This is a genomic window from Streptomyces sp. NPDC099050, from assembly GCF_044759865.1.
Lineage (GTDB): Bacteria > Actinomycetota > Actinomycetes > Streptomycetales > Streptomycetaceae > Streptomyces.
The window spans coordinates 93,663-119,150 of sequence record NZ_JBIWAE010000021.1 but is presented as its reverse complement, the minus strand read 5'-3'; the positions used below and the strand labels follow the sequence as shown (position 1 = coordinate 119,150).

Here is a 25,488-nt window from a genome sequence, read left to right as displayed (position 1 = left end):
TGTATTACCCCTGGAGAGGACACCAAAATGGGTCAGGTCCCGATAGTGGATCAGTCGGCCGGCGAGGCTCCGAACGACCTCATGACGGGCGACTCCTACCTGGAGAGCCTGCGCGACGGTCGCCAGGTCTTCGTGGACGGCGAGCTCGTCAAGGACGTGACGACGCACCCGGCCTTCGCCATGGCCGCGCGGTCGACCGCGCACCTCTACGACGCGCTCCACCACCCGGACACCAAGGACCTGATGACGACGGTCGACCGGTACACGGGGTACCGCGTCCACCGCTTCTTCACCCCGGCGCACTCGGGCGAGGACCTCATCAAGGCCCGCGACGCCATCGAGCACTGGGCCCGCCTGAGCTACGGCTTCATGAACCGCACGCCCGACTACAAGGCGTCGTTCATGGCCGGCCTGGCCGTCACCCACGACTTCTACGAGCCCTTCGGCGACAACGCCCGCGCCTGGTACGAGAAGTACGCCCGCCAGGGCCTTTCGATCAGCCACGCGATCGTCAACCCGCCGGTCGACCGCAACAAGTCGGCGCACGAGATCCGCGACGTCTACCTGAAGGTCGTCGAAGAGCGCGAGGACGGCATCGTCGTCGAGGGCGCCAAGCTCATGGCCACCGCCTCCGCGCTCAGCAACGTCGCCTTCGTCGGCCAGATCCACCTGGCCAACCTCGAAAAGGGCAAGGCCGAGGACATGGCGCTGGCCTTCCTGGCCCCGCTGAACACCCCCGGCATGAAGGTCGTCTGCCGCACCTCCTACGAGTCCAAGGCCACCAGCCCGTTCGACAACCCGCTCTCCAGCCGGTTCGACGAGAACGACGCGGTGCTGGTCTTCGACAAGGCGTTCATCCCCTGGGAGAACGTCCTGATCTACCGGGACACCGAGAAGATCCACCAGTACTTCCCGCGCTCCGGCCTGCTCTCCCGCGGCTTCTTCCAGGGCGCGATCCGCATGTCGGTCAAGCTGGAGTTCATGGCGGGCGTCCTCGACCGGGGCACCCGCATCAACGGCACGGACGGCTTCCGCGGCGTCCAGGCCGGCCTCGGCGAGCTGCTCGCCTGGCGCCACCAGACCTGGGCCGTCACCACCGCCATGGCCCTGGACCCGGAGGCCGGCCCGGCCGGCACCGTCCTGCCGCGCATGGACTACTCGGCCGGCTACCGGGCGCTCGCCCCGCTCAGCTGGGAGCGCACGCACCGCTTCTTCGAGGAGCACCTCGCGGGCGCGCTGCTGATGACCCCCTCCAGCGCCAAGGACCTGCAGAACCCCGAGCTGCGCCCGCTGCTCGACCGCTACTACCGCGGCACCGGCGCCACCGCCGAGGAGCGCACCAAGCTCTTCAAGCTGGCCTGGGACGCGATCGGCACCGAGTTCGGCGCCCGCCACGAGCTGTACGAGCTCAACTACGCCGGCGGCCCCGACCAGGTGCGCCTCGACACCCTGAACTGGTCGCGCGGCGCCGGTCTGCTCGACAACTACGGCGATCTCGTCCAGAAGGCCCTGGACGACTACGACCTCGACGGCTGGACCCGCGGCCGCTGGGCCCAGGACAACTGACCGTCAAGCCCGCGTCCGGACGGGTGCCCGCGGCCGAAGCGCCGCGCGCACCCGTCCGCGCCCAGCAGAGAGGCCCGGCCATGAACCACGACCTGCGCGACGTGATGCGTTCCTTCGCCACCGGGGTGTGCGTCGTCAGCACCTACACCGACCAGGACGGCGTGCGCACCCACAACGCGATCACCGTCAACTCGCTCACCTCCGTCTCCCTCGAACCGCCGCTGGTGTCGCTGAGCTTCCGTCACGACTCGGAGTTCTTCGCCGAGCTGCTGCGGGCCGGTGTCGTCGGGATCTCGATCCTCGGCGCCGAGGGCGAGTCGACCGCCCGCGCGTTCGCACGCCGGCGGCCCGAGCGCGACCAGGCGCTGACCGAGGTGGCCGGAGCGCCGGGAGAGGCCACCGGGACGCTCCTGTTCGACGCGGCGGCCTGGATGGAGTGCAGCCTGCGCGACCACGTGGTGGCAGGCGACCACGTGATGGTCATCGGCGAAGTCGTCGCCATGGGTGCCCGCGAGACCCAGACCCCCCTGATCTTCCTTCAGGGCGGATTCCACAGATTCGAACTGGAACAGGTGTGAAGTGCGTGCGAAGAACCTGTTGAGCTGGCGGGTGCTCCTCGGAGCCGCCCTGGCCATATCAGCCCTGACCCTGCTGATCCTGCCCGGCGACCCGGCCCAGGCCACGGACTCCACCGCGCGGGCCGCGGCGCGTACGCCCGGCCCGGTGACCGTCTGCCTGGTGACGCGGGACGCCCCGGCCCGCGAGCGCACCGTCAAGGTCGCGCAGTGGGCCTCGCAGGTACTGCTCCGGGAGACGCTCTCCTACGCGGGTGCCTGTGCCTCGTACGGCGCCCCGAGCGCGCTCGGCAACGGCACCGTGCGCACGTACGCGCAGATCAACGGCACCACCCCGCAGACCGTCGGCTTCGTCTTCCCCCAGAACACGCTGACCAACCTGCCGACCACCATGACCGACGGCCACCACTGCTACGACATGGACGGCAACGGCACGGTCAACGAGCACACCGAGTGCGTCGGCGGCCACGAGCGCCCGCTGGAGCTGCCCTCGCAGCTGACCGCGCTGCCCGGGATGCCGCTCAAGTGGGCCCTGCTGAACTACAACCCGATGGGCCACGGGCCGGAGCACATCTACAACGTCCCGCACTTCGACTTCCACTTCTACACGCAGTCCAAGGCGGAGCGCGACGCGATCCGCAGCGGCCCCTGCGGCCTGGCCATCAACTGCGACGACTTCGCGACGGCCATCAAGCCGATTCCCCCGCAGTACCTGCCGGCGGACTACGTGAACAACGACGTGGCCGAGGCGGCCATGGGCAACCACCTGGTCGACCTGAACTCGCCCGAATGGCACTCCGTCGCCTTCACCCAGACCTTCATCTACGGGTCCTACGACGCGAAGATCAGCTTCCTCGAGCCGATGATCACGAAGGCCTGGTTCGAGGGCATAGCCAACGGGGTCAACCCGAGCCGCTGCTGGCCCATCAAGCAGCCGCAGCGGTGGCAGATCGGCGGCTGGTACCCGCAGGAGTACTGCATCGACTACCGCGCCAACCGCGGGGACTTCACCGTCTCGATGAAGAACTTCAAGAACTCCGCCGCCTGAGTCGCAGGGACCCGAGTCGCAGAGACCCAGTCGCAAAGACCCGCACCTTTGGCCGACCGGTTCCGCCCCCGCCGCACCGGGGGTGGCCGGCGGCTCCCACTGAATCCCCGGAGTAGGCGAGGAAAGGGCCACCGTGATCGCGGACAGCAAGGCCGGCGCACGACGACCCCGCGCCTTCCACGAATTGATAGGTGACTGACACATGTCCCGTGGATTCTCGATCGGCATCGTCGGAGGAGGCGCGGCTGCAGTCTGCTTGATCGACGCGTTGTCGCGAACACAAAGCGAACCGGGCAGCCTCACGGTCTTCGAACCGTCACCGCACCTGTGGCGGGGGCGTGCCTACCAGGTCGACACCGAGACCCTCAAGGTCAACGCGACCCCCGACGACATGTCCGTGCGCGCCGGCGACCTCCAGCACTTCGAGAACTGGCTGGAGACGCGGGACAAGGTCATAGGGGTCCGCACCGGAGTCGACCGCTGGTCGGGGAGCCGCTTCGCCCCCCGCACCGTCTACGGGGAGTACCTGGAGCAGACCGCCTACGCGGCGCTCGGCGAACTGCGCCGCCAGGGCTGGCGGGTCGACCTCGTCGGCGAGGGGGTGGCCTCCGCGAGCCGCGCCGCCAACCGGGTGCTGCTGCGCACCGGCAACGGCCGGGCCCGCGCCTTCGACTACGCGATTTTGTGCGTCGGCGGCGACAGCCCCAAGGACGTCTACGGTCTGGGCGACACCCCCGGCTTCGTCGGGGACCCGTACCCCATCGTCAGCAAGCTGGCCGACGTGGGCGAGCGGGAACACGTCGCGATCATCGGCAGCGGCCTGACCGCCATCGACATCATCCTGTCGCTGGCCGCCCAGGGACACCAGGGCAGGATCAGCCTGCTGTCCCGGCGCGGCGTCCTGCCCGGCGTACGGCAGAAGGCGGTCCCCTTCGAGCTGCGGCACTTCACCCCGCACCGGATGGAAGAGCTGGCCGCGATCCACCCCGAGGTCACCCTCGAGGACATCGCCACCATCATGCGGGCCGAGTTCCGCGACGTCGGCGCCGACCTCGACGCGGTGGTCTCGGAGATCATCCGGGTCGACCTGGAGGACCCGGTCGACCGGCTGCGCCGGCAGATCGAAGAGGTCGACTCCCCCCACATGGGCCTGCGCATCCTCCAGCGCGCGGTCCCCGAGACCGGCCCCGACGTCTGGCCGATGCTGCGCGAGCAGGACAAGGTCCAGCTGCTGCGCGCCCACTACCGCACGATCATGAGCCTGTGCTGCCCGATGCCGCCCGGCAGCGCCGGAGTCCTCCTCGACCTCGTCGAGGCGGACAAGCTGGAGATCGTCGCCGGCCTGCAGAACATCACCCCGAACCCCGAGGCCGGCTTCGACGTCGTCACCGCCGAGGGACACGACTTCACGGCCGACCGCGTCATCAGCGCGGTCAACGCCTCCGAGGGGCGCATCCCCACCAGCGCCGCGCCCCTGGTCACCTCGCTCATGCGCAGCCGCGTCGCCAGCCGGCACCCCCACGGCGGCCTGCACATAGCGCGTCCGACCAGCCAGCTGACCACCAACGGCCGGCCCGACCCGCGCCTGTACGGGCTCGGCAACATCGCGGCCGGCTCGCTCTTCTTCACCTTCGGGATCCCCTCCCTGGTCGACCGCAGCCAGGACATCGTCGGCGCGATCCTGCAGCACGCCGAGACCGTCACGGCCGCTACCCAGGAGAACGAGGACGTCCTGCTCACGGTCTAGCGCCACCCGCACCCGCACCCGTGCCCGTACCGCCGCGCGCACCAGCACCAGCACCAGCACCGGCACCAGCAGCCGTACCAGCAGCAGTACCCGTACTCGTACCCGTACCCGTGCCGACACCGGAAGACGACCCGGAGATTCCGGAGATGAGGACCCCCGAGCATGAGCGTCACCGAGACCGACCGGCCCGCCTACCTGGCGGACACGCACACCGGCCTGCCGATCCCGAGCGAGCCGGTCTTCGCCACCCACGAGGAGACGCGCCGCCACCGCAAGCAGCGGCTCGCCGCCGCGCTGAGGCTGTTCGGGAAGTACGGCTTCGGTGAGGGCATCTCGGGCCACATCTCGGTCCGCGACTCGGAGCACGAGGACCGGTTCTGGGTGAACCCCTTCGGTGTCTCCTTCAACCTGGTCCGCGTCGCCGACCTCATCTGCGTGGACTCGGCGGGCAAGGTCGTGGAGGGCAAGCACCGGGTCAACCCCAGCGCGTTCGTCATCCATTCGGCCATCCACGAAATGCAGCCCGGTGCCACGGCGGCCGCCCACGGCCACACCGCGCACTCCCGCGCGCTGGGCGCCCTGGGCCGCCTGCTGGACCCCATAGACCAGGAATCGGCGGCCTTCTACAACCGCCAGGTCCTCTACGAGGAGTACGAGGGCCCCTCCGTCTCGGCCGAACTCGGCCGCGACATCGCGGAGAAGCTGGGCGGCAACCGCGCGATCCTGCTGCGCCACCACGGCCTGATAACCGTCGGCGGATCGCTCGACGAGGCCGTGCACTGGTTCTTCACCTACGACAGCTGCGCCCAGGTGCAGCTGCTCGCCAGGGCCGCGGGCACGCCCAAGAGCTTCACCCATGAGCAGGCCGTCGCCGCCGGGGACGGCTTCGGCAACGAGCAGCTGGGCTGGTTCAGCTTCCAGCTGCTCTGGGACGAGATCATCCGCGAGCAGCCCGACTTCCTCGAAGAGGACTAGCCCGCGGACGTCATGTCGTCCGGCACCACCCCCGAAGAATCACCGAGGAAGAAGAGGCACCACCATGAACATCCTGCTTTTCGGAGCCAGCGGACACATCGGCAGCGCCATCGCGGGCGAACTGCTCTCCCGCGGACACGCCGTCACCGGCGTGACCCGCACCGGAGAGATCGCGGGCAACGGCCACGAAGGCCTCAAGGTCCTCGCCGGTGACGCCACCGACGCGGACACCGTGGCCGAACTGTCCGCGGCGGGCTACGACGCCGTCGCCTCGGCCGTCGGCCCCAAGCTCGGCGTGGACGACGACCACAAGATCATCGTCGGTGCGGCCAACGCGCTCATCGAGGGCCTCACCCGCAGCGGCGTACGCCGTGTCGTGGTCCTCGGCGGCGCCGGCAGCCTGGAGGTCTCCCCGGGCGTCAAGGTCATCGACAACCCGAACTTCCCGGCCGTGTGGAAGCAGAACGCGCTCGCCCAGAGCGAGGCGCTCGCCCTCTACCGCCAGGCCGACTCCCTGGACTGGACGTTCATCTCCCCCGCCGCCCAGATCGAGCCCGGTGAGCGCACCGGGACCTATCGCGTCGGCGGTGAGCAGCTCCTGGTGGACGCCGAAGGCAAGAGCCAGATCAGCATCGCCGACTACGCGGTGGCCTTCGCGGACGAACTGGAGCGCGGCGACGCGATCCAGGCCCGCATCACCGTCGCCTACTGATTCCGCGTTCCCCGGAGGGGATCAGACACATGACTTCATCCGCCACACCGAAGAGCGCCGGCATCGTCCGGTTCGCGATCATCCTCGGTGCACTCACCGCTCTCGGCCCGCTGGCCAACGACGCCTACATGCCCGGCCTTCCGCAGATCGCCGAGGACCTGAACACCAGCGCCTCGGCGGCCCAGCTCAGCCTCACCGCCTGCCTGCTCGGCCTCGGCATCGGCCAGCTCATCGCCGGACCCGTCAGCGACGCGCTCGGCCGGCGCCGTCCGCTCATCGCCGGGCTGGCGCTGTTCGCCGTCACCGCCCTGCTGTGCGCCTTCGCCCCCAACATCTGGACGCTGGTCGGGCTGCGCGCCCTCCAGGGCCTCGGCGGCGCCACCGGCATCGTCATCGCCTCCGCGGTCGTGCGCGACCGGCACACCGGCCCCGCCGCGGCCCGGTTCTTCGCGATGCTGATGCTCATCACCGGCATCGCGCCGATCCTGGCCCCCGTCCTCGGCGGCCAGCTGATGCTCGTCACCTCGTGGAAGGGCATCTTCATCGCCCTCGCCATCGTCGGCGCCCTGATGCTCCTCGGCGTCGCCGGAGCCCTGCCCGAGACGCACCCCGCCGAACGGCGCGTGCGCGGCGGCCTCAAGGCCACCGGCCCGATCTTCCGCCGGCTGCTCGGCGACCGCGTGTTCGTCGGCTACAACCTGGCCTGCGGCTTCGCCTTCGCCGCGATGTTCGCCTACATCTCCGGCTCGACCTTCGTGCTCCAGTCCATCCACGGGATGTCCCCGCAGGCGTACAGCGTCGTCTTCGGCGTCAACGCGCTCGGCCTGGTCATCGCCGCGCAGGTCAGCGGCCGCATCGTGCACAAGACCGGCCCGCGCGCCCTGCTCGCCACCGGTCTGGCGCTCTCCGCGGTCGGCGGCCTCGGGCTGCTCGCCGTCGTCCTCACCGACGCCGGTCTGGCCCCGCTGCTCGTCGCGCTCTTCCTGGTCGTCTCCAGCGTCGGTCTCGTCCTGCCGAACTCCTTCGCGCTGGCCCTCCAGGACCACGGCGACGTGGCCGGTTCGGCCGCCGCGCTGCTGGGCCTGTCCCAGCACCTGATCGGCGCGGCCGTGGTCCCGCTCGTCGGCCTCGCCGGCGAGGACAGCGCGGTCCCGATGGGCATCGTCATCGCCGTCCTCGGCGTCGGCGGTCTGCTCTTCTTCGGCCTCACCAAGGGCCACAAGGCCGCCGGTGAGGAAGCCGCGAAGCCTGAGGCCCGGGCACCCGAGGCCGTTCCCTCCGGGGTCCACGAGCCGGTCTAGGCCCTGGCGAGACAGGCACCCGCAACGGATTGCCCACCGGGGGTCCGTACGGCCGCACCACCGTACGGACCCCCGGTCCCGGGGCCGCCATCCCGGGCGGCGACAGGCCCACACCTCTTCCCTTTCCCACCGAAACCGATCGAGGCACAGCCACCATGACCCTCGCCACGCACGCCACGGCCGTCGACTCCTGGCGGCTGCTGCCCGCCGCCCAGCAGCCCTCCTACCCCGATCCGGTCGCCCTGCGCTCCGCGCTCGACGACCTCGCCTCCTACCCGCCCCTGGTCTTCGCCGGCGAGTGCGACCGGCTGCGCGACCGGCTCGCCGACGTCGCCCGGGGCGAGGCCTTCGTCCTCCAGGGCGGGGACTGCGCCGAGACCTTCGACGCCGTCAGCTCCGACCAGGTCCGCGACAAGGTGCGGACCCTGCTCCAGATGGCCGCCGTCCTCACCTACGCGAGCTCCGTGCCCGTGGTGAAGATCGGCCGGATCGCCGGGCAGTACTCCAAGCCCCGCTCCAAGCCGACCGAGATCCAGGGCGGTGTCGAACTGCCCGTCTACCGCGGTGACTCCGTCAACGGCCTCGCCTTCACGCCCGAGTCCCGCACCCCGGACCCGGAGCGGCTCAAGCGGATGTACCACTCCTCCGCCGCCACCCTGAACCTCGTACGGGCCTTCACCACCGGCGGTTACGCCGACCTGCGCCAGGTCCACGAGTGGAACCGCGACTTCGTCGCCGCCTCCCCGGTCGGTGAGCGCTACGAGCGTCTCGCCGGGGACATCGACGACGCGCTCACCTTCCTCGCCGCCTGCGGCGCCGACCCGGCGGCCGTCCACTCCTCCGAGATCTTCGCCAGCCACGAGGCCCTGCTGCTGGACTACGAGGCCGCGCTCACCCGCGTCGACGCCCGTACCGGCCGGCCGTACGACGTCTCCGGCCACATGATCTGGATCGGCGAACGCACCCGTCAACTGGACGGCGCCCACGTCGAGTTCGCCTCCACGGTGCAGAACCCCATCGGAGTCAAGCTCGGCCCCACGACCTCCGTCGACGAGGCCCTGCGCCTCATCGACAAGCTGGACCCGGCACGCGAGCCCGGCCGCCTCACCTTCATCACCCGGATGGGCGCCCGCAACATCCGCGAGATCCTCCCCGAGCTGATCGGCAAGGTCACCGCCGAGGGCGCGCGCCCCGCGTGGATCTGCGACCCGATGCACGGCAACACCTTCGAGGCGCCCAGCGGCCACAAGACCCGGCACTTCGACGACGTGCTCGACGAGGTCACCGGCTTCTTCGAGGTCCACCGCGCGCTCGGCACCCACCCCGGCGGCATCCACATCGAGCTGACCGGCGACGACGTCACCGAATGCGTCGGGGGCGGCGCCGAGGTCCGGCTCACCGACCTCGGACAGCGCTACGAGTCCGCGTGCGACCCGCGCCTGAACCGCAAGCAGTCGCTCGACCTGGCCTTCCGGGTCGCCGAGCTGTACCGCGACCGCGGGACGTACCGCGACCGCGGGACGGCCGGCGCCCGTCGCGAAGCCGTACCGGCCGCCGCCTGATCCCGAGCGGCCGATCGACGTACCTGAAGCAAAGGGAGAAGCCCATGTCCGTGCGTGCCCTGCGCGGTGCCATCCAGCTGGAAGCCGACGAGCGGGGCCACCTGCTGGACGGGGTCCGCACACTGTTCCAGGAGATGCTCGCCGCCAACGGGCTCGACCAGGAGGAGCTGGTCAGCCTGTTCTTCACGGCGACCCCCGACCTGGTCAGTGAGTTCCCGGCGGTCGCCGCCCGCGATCTGGGCGTGACCGACGTGCCGATGATGTGCGCGCAGGAACTGGACATCGCCGGGGCCCTGCCCCGGGTCGTGCGGATCCTCGCGTACGCCGAGACGGAGCTGTCCAAGCGCGAGATCAAGCACATCTACCTGCGCGGCGCGGCCGCCCTGCGCCAGGACCTGGTCACCGCCGGAGAATCCAGATGATCCGCTCCGCCGCGGTGGTGGGGACCGGCCTCATCGGAACCTCCATCGCACTGGCCCTGTCCCGCCGCGGAGTGGCCGTCCACCTCATGGACGAGAACGACTCGGCCGCCCGCACCGCCGCCTCGCTCGGCGCCGGCACCGTCGGCGCCCCGAAGGCCACCGTGGACCTGGCCGTACTGGCCGTCCCGCCGGCCCAGGTCGGCACCGTGCTCGCCGCCCAGCAGAGGCGGGGCCTGGCCCGCTCCTACACCGACGTCGCCAGCGTCAAGACCGAACCGGAGATCGGGGTCCTCGCCGCCGGCGCGGACCCCGTCAGCTTCATCGGCGGACACCCCATGGCCGGCCGGGAGCGCTCCGGCCCGCTCGCCGCCTGCGCCACCCTCTTCGAGGGCCGCTCCTGGGTGCTGACCCCGACGGCCCACACCAGCCGCGACGCGCTCAACATGGCGCTCATGATGGTCTCCCTGTGCGGGGCGGTGCCCGTCGTCATGGACAGCGACGTCCACGACCGGGCCGTGGCCCGCGTCTCCCACACCCCGCACGTGGTGGCCTCGCTGATGGCCGCCCGCCTCCAAAACCTCCCGGAGGACGCCTGCCGCCTCGCCGGGCAGGGGCTGCGCGACGTGACCCGGATCGCCGGGGGCGACCCCCGGCTGTGGAGCGACATCCTGGAGTCCAACGCCACGGCGGTCGCCGACGTGCTGACCGAGCTCGCGGAGGACCTCCAGGTCACCGTGGCCGCCCTGCGGGGCCTCGCCACCGACGATGCCGACGAACGCGCCCAGGGCACCACGCTCCTGGCCGACCTGCTCGGCCGCGGCCTCAGCGGCCGCGACCGCATCCCCGGCAAGCACGGGCACCCGGTGCCCGCCTGCGCTCCGGTCCGCGTCCTGATCGGGGACCAGCCCGGCGAACTCGCCCGGCTCCTCGCGAACGCCGCCGAACTCGCGGTCAACATCGAGGACATGACCATCGACCACTCGCCCGGCGACGAGAGCGGCCTGGTGGAGCTGATGGTCGCCCGCGGTACCGCGGTCACCCTGGCCCAGGGCCTGATGGGCGCCGGCTGGCGGGTCCAGCGGATGGGGCCGATCGAGGCTCCGCCGGTGGCCGTCGGCGTCTGACCCCGCGCCCGCGGATCCCCGTACGAACCCTTCCGCCCCATGACAGAGGATCACCCTTGAGTACTTTGCGATGGCTCACCGCGGGCGAATCGCACGGCCCCGCCCTCACCGCCGTCCTCGAAGGCCTGCCCGCCGGCGTGGAGATCTCCACCAAGGCGGTCGCCGACTCCCTCGCCCGACGCCGACTCGGCCACGGCCGGGGCGCCCGGATGGCCTTCGAGCGGGACGAGGTGACCTTCCTCGGCGGAGTCCGCCACGGCCTCACCCAGGGCGGGCCGGTGTCGATCCAGGTCGGCAACACGGAATGGCCCAAGTGGGAGACGGTGATGGCCGCCGACGCGGTGGACCCGCAGGTGCTGGCCGGCCGGGCGCGCAACGCCCCGCTCTCGCGCCCCCGCCCCGGCCACGCCGACCTCGCCGGGATGCAGAAATACGGGTTCGACGACGCCCGCCCGGTCCTGGAGCGGGCCAGCGCCCGCGAGACCGCCGCCCGGGTCGCCGTCGGGGAGGTCGCCCGGGCCTTCCTCCAGCAGGCGTACGGGATCACGATCGTCAGCCACGTCGTCGCCCTCGGCGCGGCCGCCGCACCCGAGGGCGTGGTGCCGGGGCCGGGCGACACCGAGCGCGTCGACGCCGACCCGGTGCGCTGCCTGGACCCGCAGGCCTCCGCCGCGATGGTCGCCGAGGTCGACCGGGCCCACGAGAACGGCGACACCCTCGGCGGGGTCGTCGAGGTGCTCGCGTACGGACTTCCGCCGGGCCTGGGCAGCTACGTCCACGGCGACCGGCGCGTCGACTCCCGGCTCGCGGCCGCCCTCATGGGCATCCAGGCCATCAAGGGCGTGGAGTTCGGCGACGGCTTCGGCCTGGCCCGGGTCCCCGGCTCCCTCGCCCACGACGAGATCGAGCGGGGCGAGGACGGCGCCGTCCGCCGCCGCACCGCCCGCTCCGGCGGGGTCGAGGGCGGGATGACCACCGGCGAACCGCTGCGGGTGCGCGCCGCCATGAAGCCCATCGCCACCGTGCCGCGGGCCCTGGCCACCGTCGACGTCGCCACCGGCGAACCGGCCGTCGCCCACCACCAGCGCTCCGACGTCTGCGCGGTGCCCGCCGCGGCCGTCGTGGCCGAGGCGATGACGGCGCTGGTCCTCGCGCACGCCGCGCTGGAGAAGTTCGGCGGGGACTCCCTCGCCGAGACCGCCCGCAACCACCGGAGCTACCTCGAGAACCTGGCCGTCCGGTGAGCGCCCCGACGCTGAACACGCCGGCGCTGGTGGGGAGCACCCGGATACCGGTCGGGGGCGAGCGTCCCTACGAGGTCGTCGTCGGTCACGGGCTGACCGGCGAGACCGGGCGCGTACTGGGCTCCGAACCGCTGCGGGTGGCCGTCGTGCACTCCCGCACGCTGCTGGCGACCGCCCGGCGGATCGCGCGGGAACTCAACGACGAGGGACGCATCGTCGTCTCGCTGGAAGTGCCCGAGGGCGAAGCCGCCAAGGACATGACCGTCGTCGCGGGCCTGTGGCGGGCCCTCGCCGACGCCGGGTTCACCCGCTCGGACGCCGTCGTGGCCGTCGGCGGCGGGGCCACCACCGACCTCGCCGGGTTCGCCGCCGCCGGGTGGCTGCGCGGCGTACGGCTGGTGCTCGTACCGACCACCCTGCTCGGCATGGTCGACGCCGCCATCGGCGGGAAGACCGCCGTCAACCTGCCCCAGGGCAAGAACCTGGTCGGCGCCTTCCACCCGCCCGCCGGGGTGCTGTGCGACCTGGACCTGCTGGCCACCCTGCCGCCCGCCGACTACGTCAGCGGCCTCGCCGAGGTGATCAAGGCCGGGTTCATCGCCGATCCGGAGATCCTGCGCCTGGTCGAGGCGGACCCCGCCGGGGCCGTCCACACCCGGGAGCTCGTGGAGCGCGCCGTCCGGGTCAAGGCGGAGGTCGTCACCGAGGACTTCCGGGAGGACGGCCGCCGCGAGCACCTCAACTACGGGCACACCCTGGGCCACGCCATCGAGCGGGTCGCCGGCTACCGGGTCCGGCACGGCCACGCGGTGGCCGTCGGCATGGTCTTCGCCGCCGAACTGGCCCGGCTCGACGGCCGGCTGTCCGCCGCCGACGCCGAGCGCCACCGCACCCTCCTCGCCGCCGCCGGCCTGCCCACCACCCACGCCGGGGCCTGGGCCCCGCTGCGCGACGCGATGGGCATCGACAAGAAGACCCGGGGCAGCCGGCTGCGGTTCGTCGTGCTCGACGCCATCGGCCGGCCCGCCCTGTTCACCGCCCCGGACGAGGACCTGCTCCGGGCCGCCCACGAGCGGATCTCCCGGTGAAGCGGGCCCCCGTCCGCTACGCCCGTGCCCGCGCGGTCCGACGTGCCCGCGCGGTGCAACGTGCCCGCGCGGTCCGCCACGGCGGATCGGTCCGCCCGGCGGGGTGGGCCGGCGGGGGCGCAGCGGCCGAACGCACCGCAGGCCTCGTACGCGCAGGAGTGGTGGGGGCCGCGGGGCCCGCGGGTTCCGCGGGACCCGGACGCGCATCCGTACCCGAATCCCCCGAATCCCCCGAATCCCCCGAATCCCCCGAACAGGAAGGCCCGTCATGACCGTCGCCACCGCCCCGCAGGGCACCGCGCCCGCCCTGCTCTGGGGGGACGCCGACCGCCGGGCCGTCGAGGTCGCCCGCGCGCTGACCGTGGACGCGGTCGAGGCGGCCGGACACGGACACCCCGGCACCGCAATGAGCCTCGCGCCGGCCGCGTACCTGCTCTTCCAGCGGCTGCTGCGGCACGACCCCCGCGACCCGCGCTGGGCCGGCCGCGACCGGTTCGTGCTCTCCTGCGGCCACGCCAGCCTGACCCTCTACACGCAGCTCTACCTGTCGGGCTACGGGCTCACCCTCGACGACCTCAAGGGCCTGCGCACCGAGGGCAGTCTGACCCCCGCGCACCCCGAGTACGGGCACACGCCGGGCGTGGAGACCACCACCGGCCCCCTCGGCCAGGGCCTCGCCAACGCGGTGGGCATGGCCATGGCCGCCCGCCGCGAGCGCGGCCTGTTCGACCCGGAGGCCGCGCCCGGCGCCTCCCCCTTCGACCACACCGTCTGGGCCATCGCCTCCGAGGGCGACCTGGAGGAGGGCGTCGCGCACGAGGCCAGCTCGCTGGCCGGACACCAGCGCCTGGGCAACCTCGTCGTCCTCTACGACGAGAACCGCATCTCCATCGAGGACGACCGGCGGATCGCGCACTCCGAGGACACCCTCGCCCGCTATCGGGCGTACGGCTGGCACGTGCAGGAGGTCGACTGGACGGCGGGAGGGGAGGATCGCGGGTACGCCGAGGACGTCGAGGCCCTGAACCGGGCGCTCGTCACCGCCCGGGAGACCACCGACCGGCCCTCCCTCGTATCGCTGCGCACGATCATCGGCTGGCCCGCGCCGAAGAAGCGGGGCACCGGCGCCGTCCACGGATCCGCCCTCGGCGCCGAGGAAGCCGCCGCCGCCAAGGCCGCGATGGGCCTCGACCCCGCGCTCTCCTTCCAGGTCCCCGCCGAGGTCCTGGCCCACGCCCGCCGGGTCGCCGACCGCGGCGCCGAGGCCCACCGCCAGTGGGACAAGACACTCGCCGACTGGCGCGCCCTCAACCCCGGGCGCGCCGGGCTCTTCGACCGGCTCTCCGAGCGCCGGCTGCCCGAGGGCTGGCGGGAGAGCCTGCCGGTGTTCGCCGGAGGCGGCCAGATGGCCACCCGCAAGGCGTCCGGGGAGGTGCTGAGCGCGCTGGCCGCGACGCTGCCCGAACTGTGGGGCGGCTCCGCGGACCTCGCCGAGTCCAACCTGACCACCATGAAGGGCGAACCCTCCTTCGTCCCGGAGGAGTTGGCGACGGAGGCGTACTCCGGCCACCGGTACGGCCGGACCCTGCACTTCGGCATCCGTGAGCACGCCATGGGCGCGATCCTGAACGGCATCGCCCTGCACGGCGGAACCCGCCCCTACGGCGGCACCTTCCTCGTCTTCTCCGACTACATGCGCCCCGCCGTGCGCCTCGCGGCCATGATGAAGCTGCCCGTCACCTACGTCTGGACCCACGACTCCATCGGGCTCGGCGAAGACGGACCCACCCACCAGCCCATCGAGCACCTCTGGTCGCTGCGCGCCATCCCCGGCCTGGACGTGGTCCGGCCCGCCGACGCGAACGAGACCGTCGTGGCCTGGCGCACCATCCTGGAGAACGACGACCGTCCGGCGGGCCTGTGCCTGTCCCGGCAGAACCTGCCCGTGCTGGAGCGCACCGAGGAGAGCGGGCTGTCCCCCGCCGAGGGCGCCGCGCGCGGCGGTTACGTCCTGGCCGAGGCCGAGGGCGGGCGCCCCGGGGCCATCCTCATCGCCACCGGCAGCGAGGTGCCCATCGCGCTCGACGCCCGCCGCATCCTGCAGGACGGGGGGCTGGCGACCCGCGTCGTGTCCATGCCCTGCCTGGAGTGGTTCCAGGCGCAGGAGGAGGCCTACCGGGAGGAGGTGCTCCCGACCGGGGTGGCCGCACGGGTCTCCGTCGAGGCGGGCTCCAGCCTCGGCTGGTACGCCCTGGTCGGCGCGGCCGGCACCTCGCTGGGCATCGACTCCTTCGGCGCCTCGGCCCCGTACCAGTCCCTGTACGAACTCCACGGCCTGACCGCGCCGAAGGTCGCCGCGGCGGCCCGCGCGAGCTTCGAGCGGGCCCAGCGCAGAGGCTCCGTACGATGAGCGCCGCGTCAACTCCCGTGCTTCGGGCCCGGATACCCGGGTCCAAGAGCATCACCAACCGGGCGCTGCTCCTCGCGGCCGCCGCCCCCGGCCGCAGCCGCCTCGGCGCGCCCCTGGTCAGCGACGACACCCTCGCCTTCCGGGCCGCGCTGACGGACCTGGGCACCGGGGTGCGCGACATCGGCGACAGCGGCTACGGGTACGGCGACGGCTCCGGCTACGGCGACGGCTCCGGCGAGGTCTGGGAGGTCACCGGGCGCGGCGCCGGACCGGCCGGACCCGGCCGGGTCTGGTGCGCCGACGCCGGCACGGCGGCGCGGTTCCTGCCGCCCTTCGCGGCCACCGGGCGCGGGGAGATCGCCTTCGACGGCTCCGACCAGTTGCGGGCGCGCCCGCTACGGCCGCTGCTGGAGGCGCTCACCGGGCTCGGGGCGAAGGTGCGCGGCAGCGGCCTGCCCTTCACCCTCACCGCGCGGGGGCTGGCCGGGGGCCGCATCGAGCTGGATTCCGGGCTCAGCAGCCAGTACCTCTCCGGGCTGCTGATGGCCGCCCCGCTGATGGGCGGGCCGCTCACGGTGGACGTGCCGCGGCTGGTCAGCCGTCCGTACGTGGACATGACCCTGGCCCTGATGCGGCAGTTCGGCGCCCGGGTCGAGGAGGAGGGCAGCGCGATCACCGTCCACCCGGGCGGCTACCGGCCCACCGACCTTGACATCGAGCCGGACGCCTCGACCGCCTCGTACGTCTTCGCGGCGGCCGCGGTCACCGGGCGCACCGTACGGGTCCGGGCCCTGGGCACGGACAGCCTGCAGGGCGACACCGCCTTCGTGGAGGTGCTGCGGCAGGCCGGCGCCCTGGTCACCAGGACCGCGGAGTGGACCGAGGTCACGGGCACCGGCGCGCTGCGCGGCGGATTCACCGTCGACATGGGCGACATCTCGGACACCTTCATGACGATGGCCGCGATCGCCCCGCTCGCGGACGCCCCGGTCACCATCACGGGCATCGCGCACGCGCGGCTGAAGGAGTCCGACCGGATCGCCGCGGTCGCGGGGAACCTCCGCGCGCTGGGCATCGAGGTGGAGGAGGGCCCGGACCGCATCACCGTGCACCCCGGCGCCCCCGCCCCGGCGGCGATCGACTGCCGCCGGGACCACCGCATCGCGATGTCCTTCTCGGTACTGGGCCTGCGTGCCGCCGGCATCACCCTCGACGACCCGGCCTGCGTGGCCAAGACCTTCCCCGGGTTCCACGAGGAACTGCGCCGGCTGTTCGGCTGAGACGCGCGGAGCGGCGCCCCCGTAGCGGGGGTGTGCGCGCACGTGCCAGATCGCATGCGCGTTCAGGCAAGAGCCGGGGTGTCCTCGTACGTACCATGATCGCTTGGAGGAGCAGGCCACCTCGCTCCCTACCGGACGACTGCACAGGCACGGGGGGCTGTTCAAGTGACCGTCATGGAGACTCCAGGACCCACCACCGAGAAGCGATGGGGATTACGCCAATGGGGCCTGCTCGTCAGTGTCTGTGCCGCGTTCTTCCTGGACGCCCTCGACAACATCATGGTCGGGGTCGCGGTCCCGCCCATCCAGGCCGATCTGGGCATGACCACGGCGGCCGTGCAGTGGGTCGTCAGCGCCTACGTCCTCGGATTCGGCGGCTTCCTGCTGCTCAGCGGACGCATGGCGGATCTACTGGGCCGGCGCCGCATGTTCCTGTGGGGTGTCGCCATCTTCGCCGCCGGATCGATGGTCGGCGGGATCACCGATGACGGACTGGTGGTGATCATCGCGCGGTTCGTCATGGGTGTCGGCGCCGCCTTCAGCGCCCCGGCCAGCCTGTCCATCATCCTCACCCACTTCCCGGAGGGCCCGCAGCGCAATCGCGCGGTCGGCATCTACACCGCCTGCGGCGCGGTCGGCTACTCCACCGGCGTCATCGTCGGCGGCGCGCTCACCGAGATCAACTGGCGCTGGACCTTCCTGCTCCCGGTCGTCGTCGCGGTCTTCACCTTCATCGGCGCCATGGCGCTGGTGCCCCGGGACATCAAGACGGACCGGGCCGGGGGCACGTTCGACGTCGCCGGCGCCTTCACCGTCACCGCCGCGATGCTGATCCTCGTCTACAGCATCGTCGAGGCTCCCCACGTGGGCTGGCTCTCGGCGCAGACGCTGGGGATGTCCGCCGCAACCGTGCTCCTCCTCGCGGCCTTCGTCGTCATCGAACGCCGGGCGGCCCAGCCCCTGTTGCGCCTCGGCCTGCTGCGCAACCGCGCGCTGGTCGGCGCCAGCCTGGTCGCCGCGGCGATCCTCGGCACCTACATGAGCTTCCAGTTCATCGGCGGCCTCTACCTGCAGTCCCTGCGCGACTGGTCACCGATGCAGATGGCGCTGGCCTTCCTGCCCATCGGTCTGCTCATCGCCACGATCGCACCGCGGGCCGGCAAGCTGATCTCGCGGTTCGGCGTCCAGTGGATGATCTTCGCCGGGTTCGTGGCCTACACCGCCTCGTACCTGCTCTTCCTCCGGATCGACAGCACGTCCTCCTACGTCTGGGTGATCCTGCCCAGCATCGTGCTCATCGGTATCGCCTTCCCCTTCTCCTTCCCCGCTGCCAACGTCCAGGCGACCACCGGCGTGGCCGACTCGGAGCAGGGCCTGGCGGCCGGTGTGCTGCAGACGGGCTACCAGGTGGGCGCGGCGATCGTCCTGGCGATCGTGACCGCCACGATGGCGGCCGACGGTACGCCCGAAGGCGAGGCAGAGACCCTGACCAGCTTCCACCAGGGCCTCTACGTGATCACCGCCATCTCCGCCCTGACCATGGTGCTCACCCTCGGGGCGGCGCTGCGCGCCTCGGCACGAAGCCGAAGGACGGGCGCCCCGGACCCGGCAGAAGGGGCGCCCCGCTGACGGGGTCCCGCTGACGTCGTCCGCTGACGGAGTCCCGTCAGCGGACGACGTCGAAGACGTTCAGCTGCAGGCCGTTGGCGTACGCCGCGTGCTCGACGAGCTTCAGCTTCTGCGCGTCCTTGTCGGTGGCGCTGAAGAGCCGCTTGCCCGCGCCGAGCAGCAGCGGGAAGACGAGCAGGTGGTAACGGTCGATCAGGCCGGCGTCGGAGAGCGCCCGGTTCAGGGCGGCGCTGCCGTGCATGATGATCGGGCCGCCCTCGGTCTCCTTCAGCGCGGCGACCTCGTCGAGCGTGCGCAGGATGGTCGTGTCGCCCCAGTCCGAGACGAGGTCGTCCTCGGCGAGGGTGGTGGAGACGACGTACTTCGGCATCACCTTGTAGTCGGCGAAGTCCTCCATGCCGGGCCACACCGGGCTGAACGCCTCGTAGCTGGTCCGGCCCAGCAGCATCGCGGAGACTTCCTTCTGCTCCCGGCCCTTGATCTCGAACGCCTCGGGCAGGAACTCCACGTCCTTGAAGGTCCAGCCGGAGTTCCGGTACCCGGGCTCGCCGCCGGGGGCCTCCACGACGCCGTCCAGGGAGATGAAGGCGGAGCTGATCAGGGTGCGCATCGTGGGTCCTCGGTATCTCGTGGCGGGCTCTAGGTGGTGCGTCCGGCGCGCTGCCCGCGGCCACTTCCGTGGCCGCCGCGGTGCGCCTTTCATGATCTAAGACTGATGATCGCCGGAAAACTCATCGGTCACCAAGAAATTTCTTGTGGTCCGGACCGGTCAGGAATCGAGAAGCCACGTCCGCCCCGCAGGCCCTAGCGTGATGGTCACAGCGACCGCAACCACCACAGCCGTTCACGCGCGAGGAGCAGGACATGAAGGCGCACGTCAGCTCGATCCTTCTGGGTGTCCGGGACATGGACCGGGCCAAGCAGTTCTACACCGAGGGACTCGGCTGGAAGATCCAGAGCGACTTCGGCATCTCGGTGTTCTTCGAGTCGGACGGTGCTTCGCCGGTCGGCTTCTACAGCCGCGAAGGCCTGGCCCAGCAGGTGGGCACGGACCAGGAGGGCAGCGGCTTCAGCGGGCTGGTCCTGACGTACGTCGTCCGCAGCGAGACGCGGGTCGACGAGATCATGGCGGAGGCCGCGAAGGCCGGCGCCACGGTCCTCAAGCCGGCCGGCGCCCTGCCGTGGGGCGGGTACGGCGGCACCTTCGCCGACCCGGAGGGCTACGTCTGGAGCCTCGGCTACAGCGACCAGGGCACCGACCAGCCCTACGCGGAGCCCGCCACTTGATCGGCCTCAGCCATGCCCACCGGCAGGCCGCGGGCGTGGAGATCGGGGAGGAGGCCGAGGTGGAGCTGGAGCTGGAGCTCGACACCGAGCCGCACGTCGTCGTCGAGCCCGATGACTTCGCCCGGGCTCTGGACGAAGAGCCCGCCGCCCGCGCCGCGTACGACAACCTGACGTACAGCCGCAAGCGCGAGCACGTGCGCGCCATCGAGAGCGCGAAGAAGCCTGAGACGCGTCTGGGGCGCATCGAGAAGGCCGTCGCCACTCTGCGCGGCTGACACCCCGCGAGCGAGCCTCCGCCGGCTGGGAAACCCACCGCGCGGAGGCATCGCCATGCCCGCGGCGCGGCGCGGCGCGGTCGGACGGCAGCGCCGGAGCCGTGCGGCTGTAGCTTTCACTTCCATTCCATTGCAACGTTGATGGCTTCGTCGTTGCATTCAACTTTAAGCCTTCGCAACGATTTGATGGCTTTGACCTGCATGTATTGAGATTCTTCGCAACGACTTGCTTGTCGAGATATGGAAAGCAACGTAGCTTTTCATTCATCGGAAACAACGAGTCGCAGGAGAGAATCATGCAGAAGTTCGCCACCCCCACCCCGATCTCCGCCGTTCTGGACATCCCCGCCGGAAGCATCCGCCTCATCGCCGCGGACCGCACGGACACCGCCGTCGAGGTCCGGCCCGCCGACGCTTCGAAGGGCCGCGACGTGAAGGCGGCCGAGCAGACCTCGGTCGAGTACGCCGACGGGGTCCTGCGGATCGCGGTCCCGGCGAAGAACCAGCTCCTGGGCGCCGCCGGTTCCATCGAGGTGACCGTCCAGCTGCCCGCCGGCTCCCGCGTCGAGGTGAAGGCGGCAGGCACCGAACTCCGCGGCGTCGGACGCCTCGGTGACGTCGTCTTCGAGGGCGGGCAGGGCTCGGTCAAGCTCGACGAGGCCGCGAGCGCCCACCTGACTCTCGCGGCCGGAGACGTCTCGGTCGGCCGCCTGGGCGGCCCCGCCCGGATCAGCACCCAGAAGGGCGACCTGCGCATCGCCGAGGCCGTGCGCGGCACGGTCGAACTGCGCACCGAGTACGGCGAGATCTCGATCGGCGCCGCCCACGGGGTCAGCGCCACCCTCGACGCCGGCACCTCCCTCGGCCGGATCCACAACGCCCTGCACAACGCCGACGGCGCCGCCGCGGCCCTCGACATCCACGCGACCACCGCCCAGGGCGACATCACCGCCCGCAGCCTCTGACATCCGTAAAGGAGCACCGCTCATGACCAGCTGGGCCATCACCGCGAACGGGCTGCGCAAGTCCTACGGCGACAAGACCGTCCTCGACGGCATCGACCTGGCCGTCCCGCAAGGAACGGTCTTCTCCCTGCTCGGCCCGAACGGTGCGGGCAAGACCACCACCGTCCAGATCCTCTCCACCCTCGTCTCCCCGGATCCCGCCTCCGGCGAGATCCGGGTCGGCGGCCACGACCTGGCCGCCGACCCGCGGGCGGCCCGCGCCGCGATCGGTGTCACGGGGCAGTTCTCGGCGGTGGACGGGCTGATCACGGGTGAGGAGAACATGCTCCTCATGGCGGATCTGCACCATCTGCCGAAGCGGGAGGGGCGGCGGGTCGCCGCCGAACTCTTGGAGCGGTTCGACCTGGTGGAGGCGGCGAAGAAGCCGGCTTCGACCTATTCCGGCGGGATGAGGCGCCGGCTCGACATCGCGATGACGCTGGTGGGTGATCCGCGGATCATCTTCCTCGACGAGCCGACCACCGGGCTCGATCCCCGCTCCCGCCACACCATGTGGCAGATCATCCGCGAGCTGGTCTCTGGTGGCGTCACCGTCTTCCTCACCACCCAGTATCTGGAGGAGGCCGATCAGCTCGCGGACCGCATCGCGGTGCTGAACGACGGCAGGATCGCGGCCGAAGGCACCGCGGAAGAGCTGAAGCGGCTGATCCCCGGTGGGCACGTACGACTGCGGTTCTCCGACCCGCACGCCTACCGGTCCGCGACCGCGGTACTCGGCGAGGTCACCCGGGACGACGAGGCGCTGGCGCTGCGGATTCCCGGCGACGGCAGTCAGCGCGCGCTGCGCTCGATCCTCGACCGGCTGGACTCGGCCGGCATCGAAGCGGACGAGCTGACCGTCCACACCCCCGACCTCGACGACGTGTTCTTCGCCCTGACCGGCCCGGCCGACGTCCCCCACCAGTCCAAGGAGAACCTCCGATGAGTTCCCTGTCCCTCGCTGTCCGTGACTCGTCCACGATGCTGCGCCGCAACCTCCTGCACGCCCGGCGCTACCCGTCCTTGACCCTGAACCTGCTGCTGACGCCGATCATGCTGCTGCTGCTCTTCGTCTACATCTTCGGTGACGTGATGAGCGCGGGCATCGGCGGTGGCGGCCGGTCCGACTACATCGCCTACCTCGTGCCGGGTCTGCTGCTGATGACGATCGGCTCGACCACGATCGGCACGGCGGTGTCGGTGTCCAACGATATGACCGAGGGGATCATCGCCCGTTTCCGCACGATGGCGATCCATCGTGGTGCGGTGCTCATCGGGCACGTGGTCAGCAGTGTGCTGCAGTCGATCGCGAGCGTGGTCCTCGTGGGCGCCGTCGCGGTGGCCATCGGTTTCCGGTCCACGGACGCGACGGCCGTGGAGTGGCTGGCGGCGTTGGGGCTGCTGGTCCTGTTCGCCATGGCGTTCACCTGGATCGCCGTCGGCATGGGCCTCATCAGCCCGAACGCGGAGGCGGCCAGCAACAACGCGCTGCCGATGATCCTGCTGCCGCTCCTCTCCAGCGCGTTCGTGCCGGTCGAGGGGATGCCGGGCTGGTTCCGGCCGGTCGCCGAGTACCAGCCGTTCACCCCGGCCATCGAGACCCTGCGCGGCCTGCTGCTCGGCACCGAGATCGGCAACAACGGGTGGATCGCGGTCGCCTGGTGCCTGGGCCTCGCGGTGCTCGGCTACTTCTGGTCGGCCGCGAAGTTCAACAGTGACCCGAAGTAACCGCCGTGACAGCGCGGGCCACTCCCCGCACCCCCGCTCCGCCCCGAGGCGGCGTACCCGACCACCTGTCGGAGTACGCCGCCTGGTTCGTGTCCCTCGGAGTGGATACGGATTGGGATGTCCGGATGCCGGGAGGTCAGATCACCGGGGGGCGACCGAGCCGGGTCATGCGCCAGACCGTCCGCCACCGCATGGGACGACGGGGCGGACACGCTGTGCGTACGCCCTCGAAGAACCCGGCCCACCACGACTTCAGCCCTGCCGGCGGGGGACGCTGGACCAGTGTGTAGGCCGCCCACGAGGCGAGGTACACCGGGACCAGTACGGCGGGCAGGTGCCGCTTGGCCAGCCAGACGCGGTTGCGTCCGGTGTTGCGGTAGTAGACCGCGTGGCGGGATGCCGAGGTTCGGGGGTGGGTCAGTAGCAGGTCGGCCCGGTAGTCGATGTCCCAGCCGGCGTCGAGTGCACGCCAGGCAAAGTCGGTTTCCTCGTGGGCGTAGAAGAACTGGCTGGGGAACTCGCCGACCTGCTCGATCACGCGCATCCGGATGGCGTGGGCGCCGCCCAGGAAGGTGGTGACCGGCCCGGAGACGAGAGGGTCCGCGCCACCGAGGCGGGGTACGTGCCTGCGCTGCGAGATCCCCTCCTTGTCCGCGATGCGGAAGCCCACGATCCCGAGGCGGGAGTTCGCGGTGAAGGCCTCCCGGACCAGTCGCAGCGTGTCGGGCCGGGGCAGCAGGCCGTCGTCGTCCAGGACCAGCACGATGTCGACGCCCCCGTGTTCACGCAGCCATTGCACCCCGGCGTTCCGGCCCCCGGGGATGCCGAGGTTCTCCGGTAGCTCGACGGCCACGACTCCGTCGCGGAGGCTCGGCAGTCCTACTCCTTGGGCGAGTACGACGACCGTCGCGGGGTCTCCGTCCTGGGCGGCCACCGAGTCGAGGAGGGCGTGGAGTTCCTTCTCCCGGTCTCCCATGGTGAGGATCACGATGCCGACCGTAGGCATGTCCGCAGAGGCGCCGTTCACGCTTGGGCCCGGAGCAGTTCGGCAGCGCGCTGGTTCAGGGCTTCGGCTCCAGGGACCCTGCGCCTTCGGTAGCCGGCCGCTGCGGACTGGATCGACCTGATCCCCTTCCGGTTCCGGTCGGAGGACACGCCGTCCATGAAGTCGAGGGAGCGACTCCACAGGGCCACGGCCTCTTCGTGCCGGTGCTGGGCCGCGACCGATTTGCCGAGGTTGACCAGGGTGAGCCCGTGCACACGCTGGTAGGTGCCGGGCACCCGGCCCCGAAGCGCCGCCCGGTAGTGCTTCTCGGCTGCCCGGTGGTCCTTCATCTCGGTCAGGGTCTTGCCGGTGTGCGAGGCGACCGTGGCCGAGACCGGCCCGGAAGCCGCGGCGTACGTGGCCACCTGATCGTCCCCGGCAAGCATCGCGTCTTCGGCGGACAACAGCGAGGCCGCCGCCCTCTCGCCCTCGCCGCCGGCGCCGTACGCACGGGCGCACGTGACGAGGAGGAGCGCCTCGGTCTGCCGGTCGACCTTGCCCGACGCGCGCCGCAGCGCTTCCTCCGCCAGGCCGATGCACGAACCGGGGTGGCCGAGGTCGAGTGCCTGATGGGTCAGGGCCCGCATCATCCACGCGCCGTGCCCGGCCGGGTCGGATTCGTAGGCCAGCTGGAAGCCGAGCAGGTAGTAGCGCTGGGCCGCGCCTTCGCGGCCGAGGTCGTGGTGCTTCCAGCCCACCAGGCACGCCAGCGTGGCCGCGGCTCCGAAGGCGCTGCGGCGTACCGCCTGGGACGGGAACCACGCCTCCAGCATGGGGACCACCGTGTCCGTGAGGTAGGCGGTCACCGTCGTCAGCCCGTGGCCGCCGCCCAGCCGGTTGTCCGCGCTGCGGAAGGTCTCGGTGAGGTGGGCCACGGTGGCGACCTCCTCGGCGCCGACGCTGCCGCCGCGCTGGGCCGCCCTCAGGGTGGCGGCGACGGCTTCGTGGTCGTAGGCGAGGGGCAGACCGACGGCGGCTGTCGCGAACGCGGCGTTGAGGAAGTCCCTGCGACGGAGCATCACGGATCTCCCGAGGTCTGTGGCGCTGGCCAGCGGATCGGCGCCCAAGGCCTCCCCGATGCCTGCGCAGCCTAGACCGATCTCGGTGAGCGTGACCTTCCGCTTCATCCTTCTGGTGAGAGCCTCGGCGATGTAGGAGCGGGTCTGACGGCTCGGGGTACCACCGGCGACCCAGGAGTGGACGGCTGAGCGGGAGGTGTGCAGTTCCTCCCCGGCCTCGGCGGCGACGGTACGGATCTCCCTGGCCAGAGCCTCGTAGGTGCACCCGGCCTCGGCGATGCAGTCCGCCAGTGCGGTGTTCGGATTCCGGCTCTCCGTCAACTCGCGCTCCCTGAACCGATCTTGAACAGATTGAACAGGCTGCTGCCTCGCTCACGGTACCGGCGCACAGTGATCGCCGCTTCACTGATTGCAAGGCCGGCCGCCCGTCAGGTTCCCCCGAACCCT

General features: G+C 71.5%; 23 protein-coding genes. 20 read left to right on the top strand and 3 right to left on the bottom strand.

Going from position 1 to position 25,488, the window contains the following annotated elements:
- The first annotated feature begins 27 nt into the window (after positions 1-27).
- The 15 genes from ACIQV3_RS30380 to ACIQV3_RS30310 all read left to right on the top strand — a co-directional run bounded on the left by ACIQV3_RS30380 (position 28) and on the right by ACIQV3_RS30310 (position 18,683).
- Positions 28-1,566: a 4-hydroxyphenylacetate 3-hydroxylase family protein gene (locus tag ACIQV3_RS30380; protein WP_403717478.1), complete on the top strand. Its 1,539-nt coding sequence runs from the start codon at positions 28-30 to the stop codon at positions 1,564-1,566.
- Between the two features lie 80 nt (positions 1,567-1,646).
- The gene (locus ACIQV3_RS30375; protein WP_403717476.1) at positions 1,647-2,144 is read left to right on the top strand and encodes a flavin reductase family protein; all 498 of its coding nucleotides are present in this window, start codon (positions 1,647-1,649) and stop codon (positions 2,142-2,144) included.
- A gap of 1 nt (position 2,145) precedes the next feature.
- Positions 2,146-3,189 (top strand): hypothetical protein, encoded by a 1,044-nt coding sequence (locus ACIQV3_RS30370; RefSeq protein ID WP_403717473.1) that lies wholly within the window; start codon positions 2,146-2,148, stop codon positions 3,187-3,189.
- Between the two features lie 202 nt (positions 3,190-3,391).
- Positions 3,392-4,936, top strand: coding sequence for an FAD/NAD(P)-binding protein (locus ACIQV3_RS30365; protein ID WP_403717471.1), 1,545 nt, complete (start codon positions 3,392-3,394; stop codon positions 4,934-4,936).
- Between the two features lie 162 nt (positions 4,937-5,098).
- Positions 5,099-5,911, top strand: a complete 813-nt coding sequence (locus tag ACIQV3_RS30360) for a class II aldolase/adducin family protein (protein WP_403717469.1) — start codon at positions 5,099-5,101, stop codon at positions 5,909-5,911.
- Between the two features lie 64 nt (positions 5,912-5,975).
- Positions 5,976-6,623, top strand: coding sequence for an NAD(P)-dependent oxidoreductase (locus ACIQV3_RS30355; RefSeq protein WP_403717466.1), 648 nt, complete (start codon positions 5,976-5,978; stop codon positions 6,621-6,623).
- A 29-nt stretch (positions 6,624-6,652) separates the two neighbouring features.
- Positions 6,653-7,924, top strand: a complete 1,272-nt coding sequence (locus tag ACIQV3_RS30350) for a multidrug effflux MFS transporter (protein ID WP_403717464.1) — start codon at positions 6,653-6,655, stop codon at positions 7,922-7,924.
- Positions 7,925-8,079: 155 nt separating this feature from the next.
- On the top strand, positions 8,080-9,486 hold the full coding sequence (locus ACIQV3_RS30345) for a class II 3-deoxy-7-phosphoheptulonate synthase (RefSeq protein ID WP_403717462.1): 1,407 nt from the start codon (positions 8,080-8,082) through the stop codon (positions 9,484-9,486).
- Positions 9,487-9,530: 44 nt separating this feature from the next.
- Positions 9,531-9,908 (top strand): chorismate mutase, encoded by a 378-nt coding sequence (gene aroH, locus ACIQV3_RS30340; protein WP_403717460.1) that lies wholly within the window; start codon positions 9,531-9,533, stop codon positions 9,906-9,908.
- Entirely contained in the window at positions 9,908-11,032 is a 1,125-nt protein-coding gene (locus ACIQV3_RS30335; protein ID WP_403717549.1) for a prephenate dehydrogenase, read from the top strand. Before aroH ends, ACIQV3_RS30335 begins: the two co-directional genes overlap by 1 nt.
- Before the next feature lie 56 nt (positions 11,033-11,088).
- Positions 11,089-12,276: a chorismate synthase gene (gene aroC, locus ACIQV3_RS30330; RefSeq protein ID WP_403717458.1), complete on the top strand. Its 1,188-nt coding sequence runs from the start codon at positions 11,089-11,091 to the stop codon at positions 12,274-12,276.
- Entirely contained in the window at positions 12,273-13,364 is a 1,092-nt protein-coding gene (gene aroB, locus ACIQV3_RS30325) for a 3-dehydroquinate synthase (RefSeq protein ID WP_403717457.1), read from the top strand. Before aroC ends, aroB begins: the two co-directional genes overlap by 4 nt.
- Before the next feature lie 268 nt (positions 13,365-13,632).
- A complete protein-coding gene (gene tkt, locus ACIQV3_RS30320; protein WP_403717454.1) occupies positions 13,633-15,774 on the top strand; it encodes a transketolase in 2,142 nt (713 codons plus the stop codon).
- Positions 15,771-17,054 carry a 3-phosphoshikimate 1-carboxyvinyltransferase gene (gene aroA / locus ACIQV3_RS30315; RefSeq protein ID WP_403717452.1) on the top strand — a complete coding sequence of 428 codons (1,284 nt, stop codon included), beginning with the start codon at positions 15,771-15,773 and terminating at the stop codon, positions 17,052-17,054. Before tkt ends, aroA begins: the two co-directional genes overlap by 4 nt.
- Positions 17,055-17,228: 174 nt before the next feature.
- Positions 17,229-18,683, top strand: a complete 1,455-nt coding sequence (locus tag ACIQV3_RS30310) for an MFS transporter (RefSeq protein ID WP_403717450.1) — start codon at positions 17,229-17,231, stop codon at positions 18,681-18,683.
- A gap of 37 nt (positions 18,684-18,720) precedes the next feature.
- On the opposite strand, the gene ACIQV3_RS30305 is transcribed toward ACIQV3_RS30310, so the two are convergent.
- Positions 18,721-19,293 carry a dihydrofolate reductase family protein gene (locus ACIQV3_RS30305; RefSeq protein ID WP_403717448.1) on the bottom strand — a complete coding sequence of 191 codons (573 nt, stop codon included), beginning with the start codon at positions 19,291-19,293 and terminating at the stop codon, positions 18,721-18,723.
- Positions 19,294-19,547: 254 nt separating this feature from the next.
- Here ACIQV3_RS30305 and ACIQV3_RS30300 point away from each other — a divergent pair, with 254 nt between their 5' ends.
- The 5 genes from ACIQV3_RS30300 (at position 19,548) to ACIQV3_RS30280 (ending at position 22,977) form a co-directional block, all read left to right on the top strand.
- The gene (locus ACIQV3_RS30300; protein WP_403717447.1) at positions 19,548-19,970 is read left to right on the top strand and encodes a VOC family protein; all 423 of its coding nucleotides are present in this window, start codon (positions 19,548-19,550) and stop codon (positions 19,968-19,970) included.
- Positions 19,967-20,245, top strand: coding sequence for a YdeI/OmpD-associated family protein (locus ACIQV3_RS30295; RefSeq protein ID WP_403717445.1), 279 nt, complete (start codon positions 19,967-19,969; stop codon positions 20,243-20,245). The genes ACIQV3_RS30300 and ACIQV3_RS30295 overlap by 4 nt, the downstream gene beginning before the upstream one ends.
- A gap of 296 nt (positions 20,246-20,541) precedes the next feature.
- Complete coding sequence (locus tag ACIQV3_RS30290; protein WP_403717443.1) at positions 20,542-21,210, top strand: DUF4097 family beta strand repeat-containing protein; 669 nt, start codon at positions 20,542-20,544, stop codon at positions 21,208-21,210.
- Positions 21,211-21,232: 22 nt separating this feature from the next.
- Positions 21,233-22,195: an ATP-binding cassette domain-containing protein gene (locus ACIQV3_RS30285; RefSeq protein ID WP_403717441.1), complete on the top strand. Its 963-nt coding sequence runs from the start codon at positions 21,233-21,235 to the stop codon at positions 22,193-22,195.
- Positions 22,192-22,977 carry an ABC transporter permease gene (locus ACIQV3_RS30280; RefSeq protein WP_403717439.1) on the top strand — a complete coding sequence of 262 codons (786 nt, stop codon included), beginning with the start codon at positions 22,192-22,194 and terminating at the stop codon, positions 22,975-22,977. The genes ACIQV3_RS30285 and ACIQV3_RS30280 overlap by 4 nt, the downstream gene beginning before the upstream one ends.
- Positions 22,978-23,113: 136 nt before the next feature.
- On the opposite strand, the gene ACIQV3_RS30275 is transcribed toward ACIQV3_RS30280, so the two are convergent.
- The gene (locus ACIQV3_RS30275; RefSeq protein ID WP_403717437.1) at positions 23,114-23,983 is read right to left on the bottom strand and encodes a glycosyltransferase family 2 protein; all 870 of its coding nucleotides are present in this window, start codon (positions 23,981-23,983) and stop codon (positions 23,114-23,116) included.
- Positions 23,984-24,000: 17 nt separating this feature from the next.
- Complete coding sequence (locus tag ACIQV3_RS30270; protein WP_403717436.1) at positions 24,001-25,362, bottom strand: tetratricopeptide repeat protein; 1,362 nt, start codon at positions 25,360-25,362, stop codon at positions 24,001-24,003.
- Between the last annotated feature and the right edge of the window lie 126 nt (positions 25,363-25,488).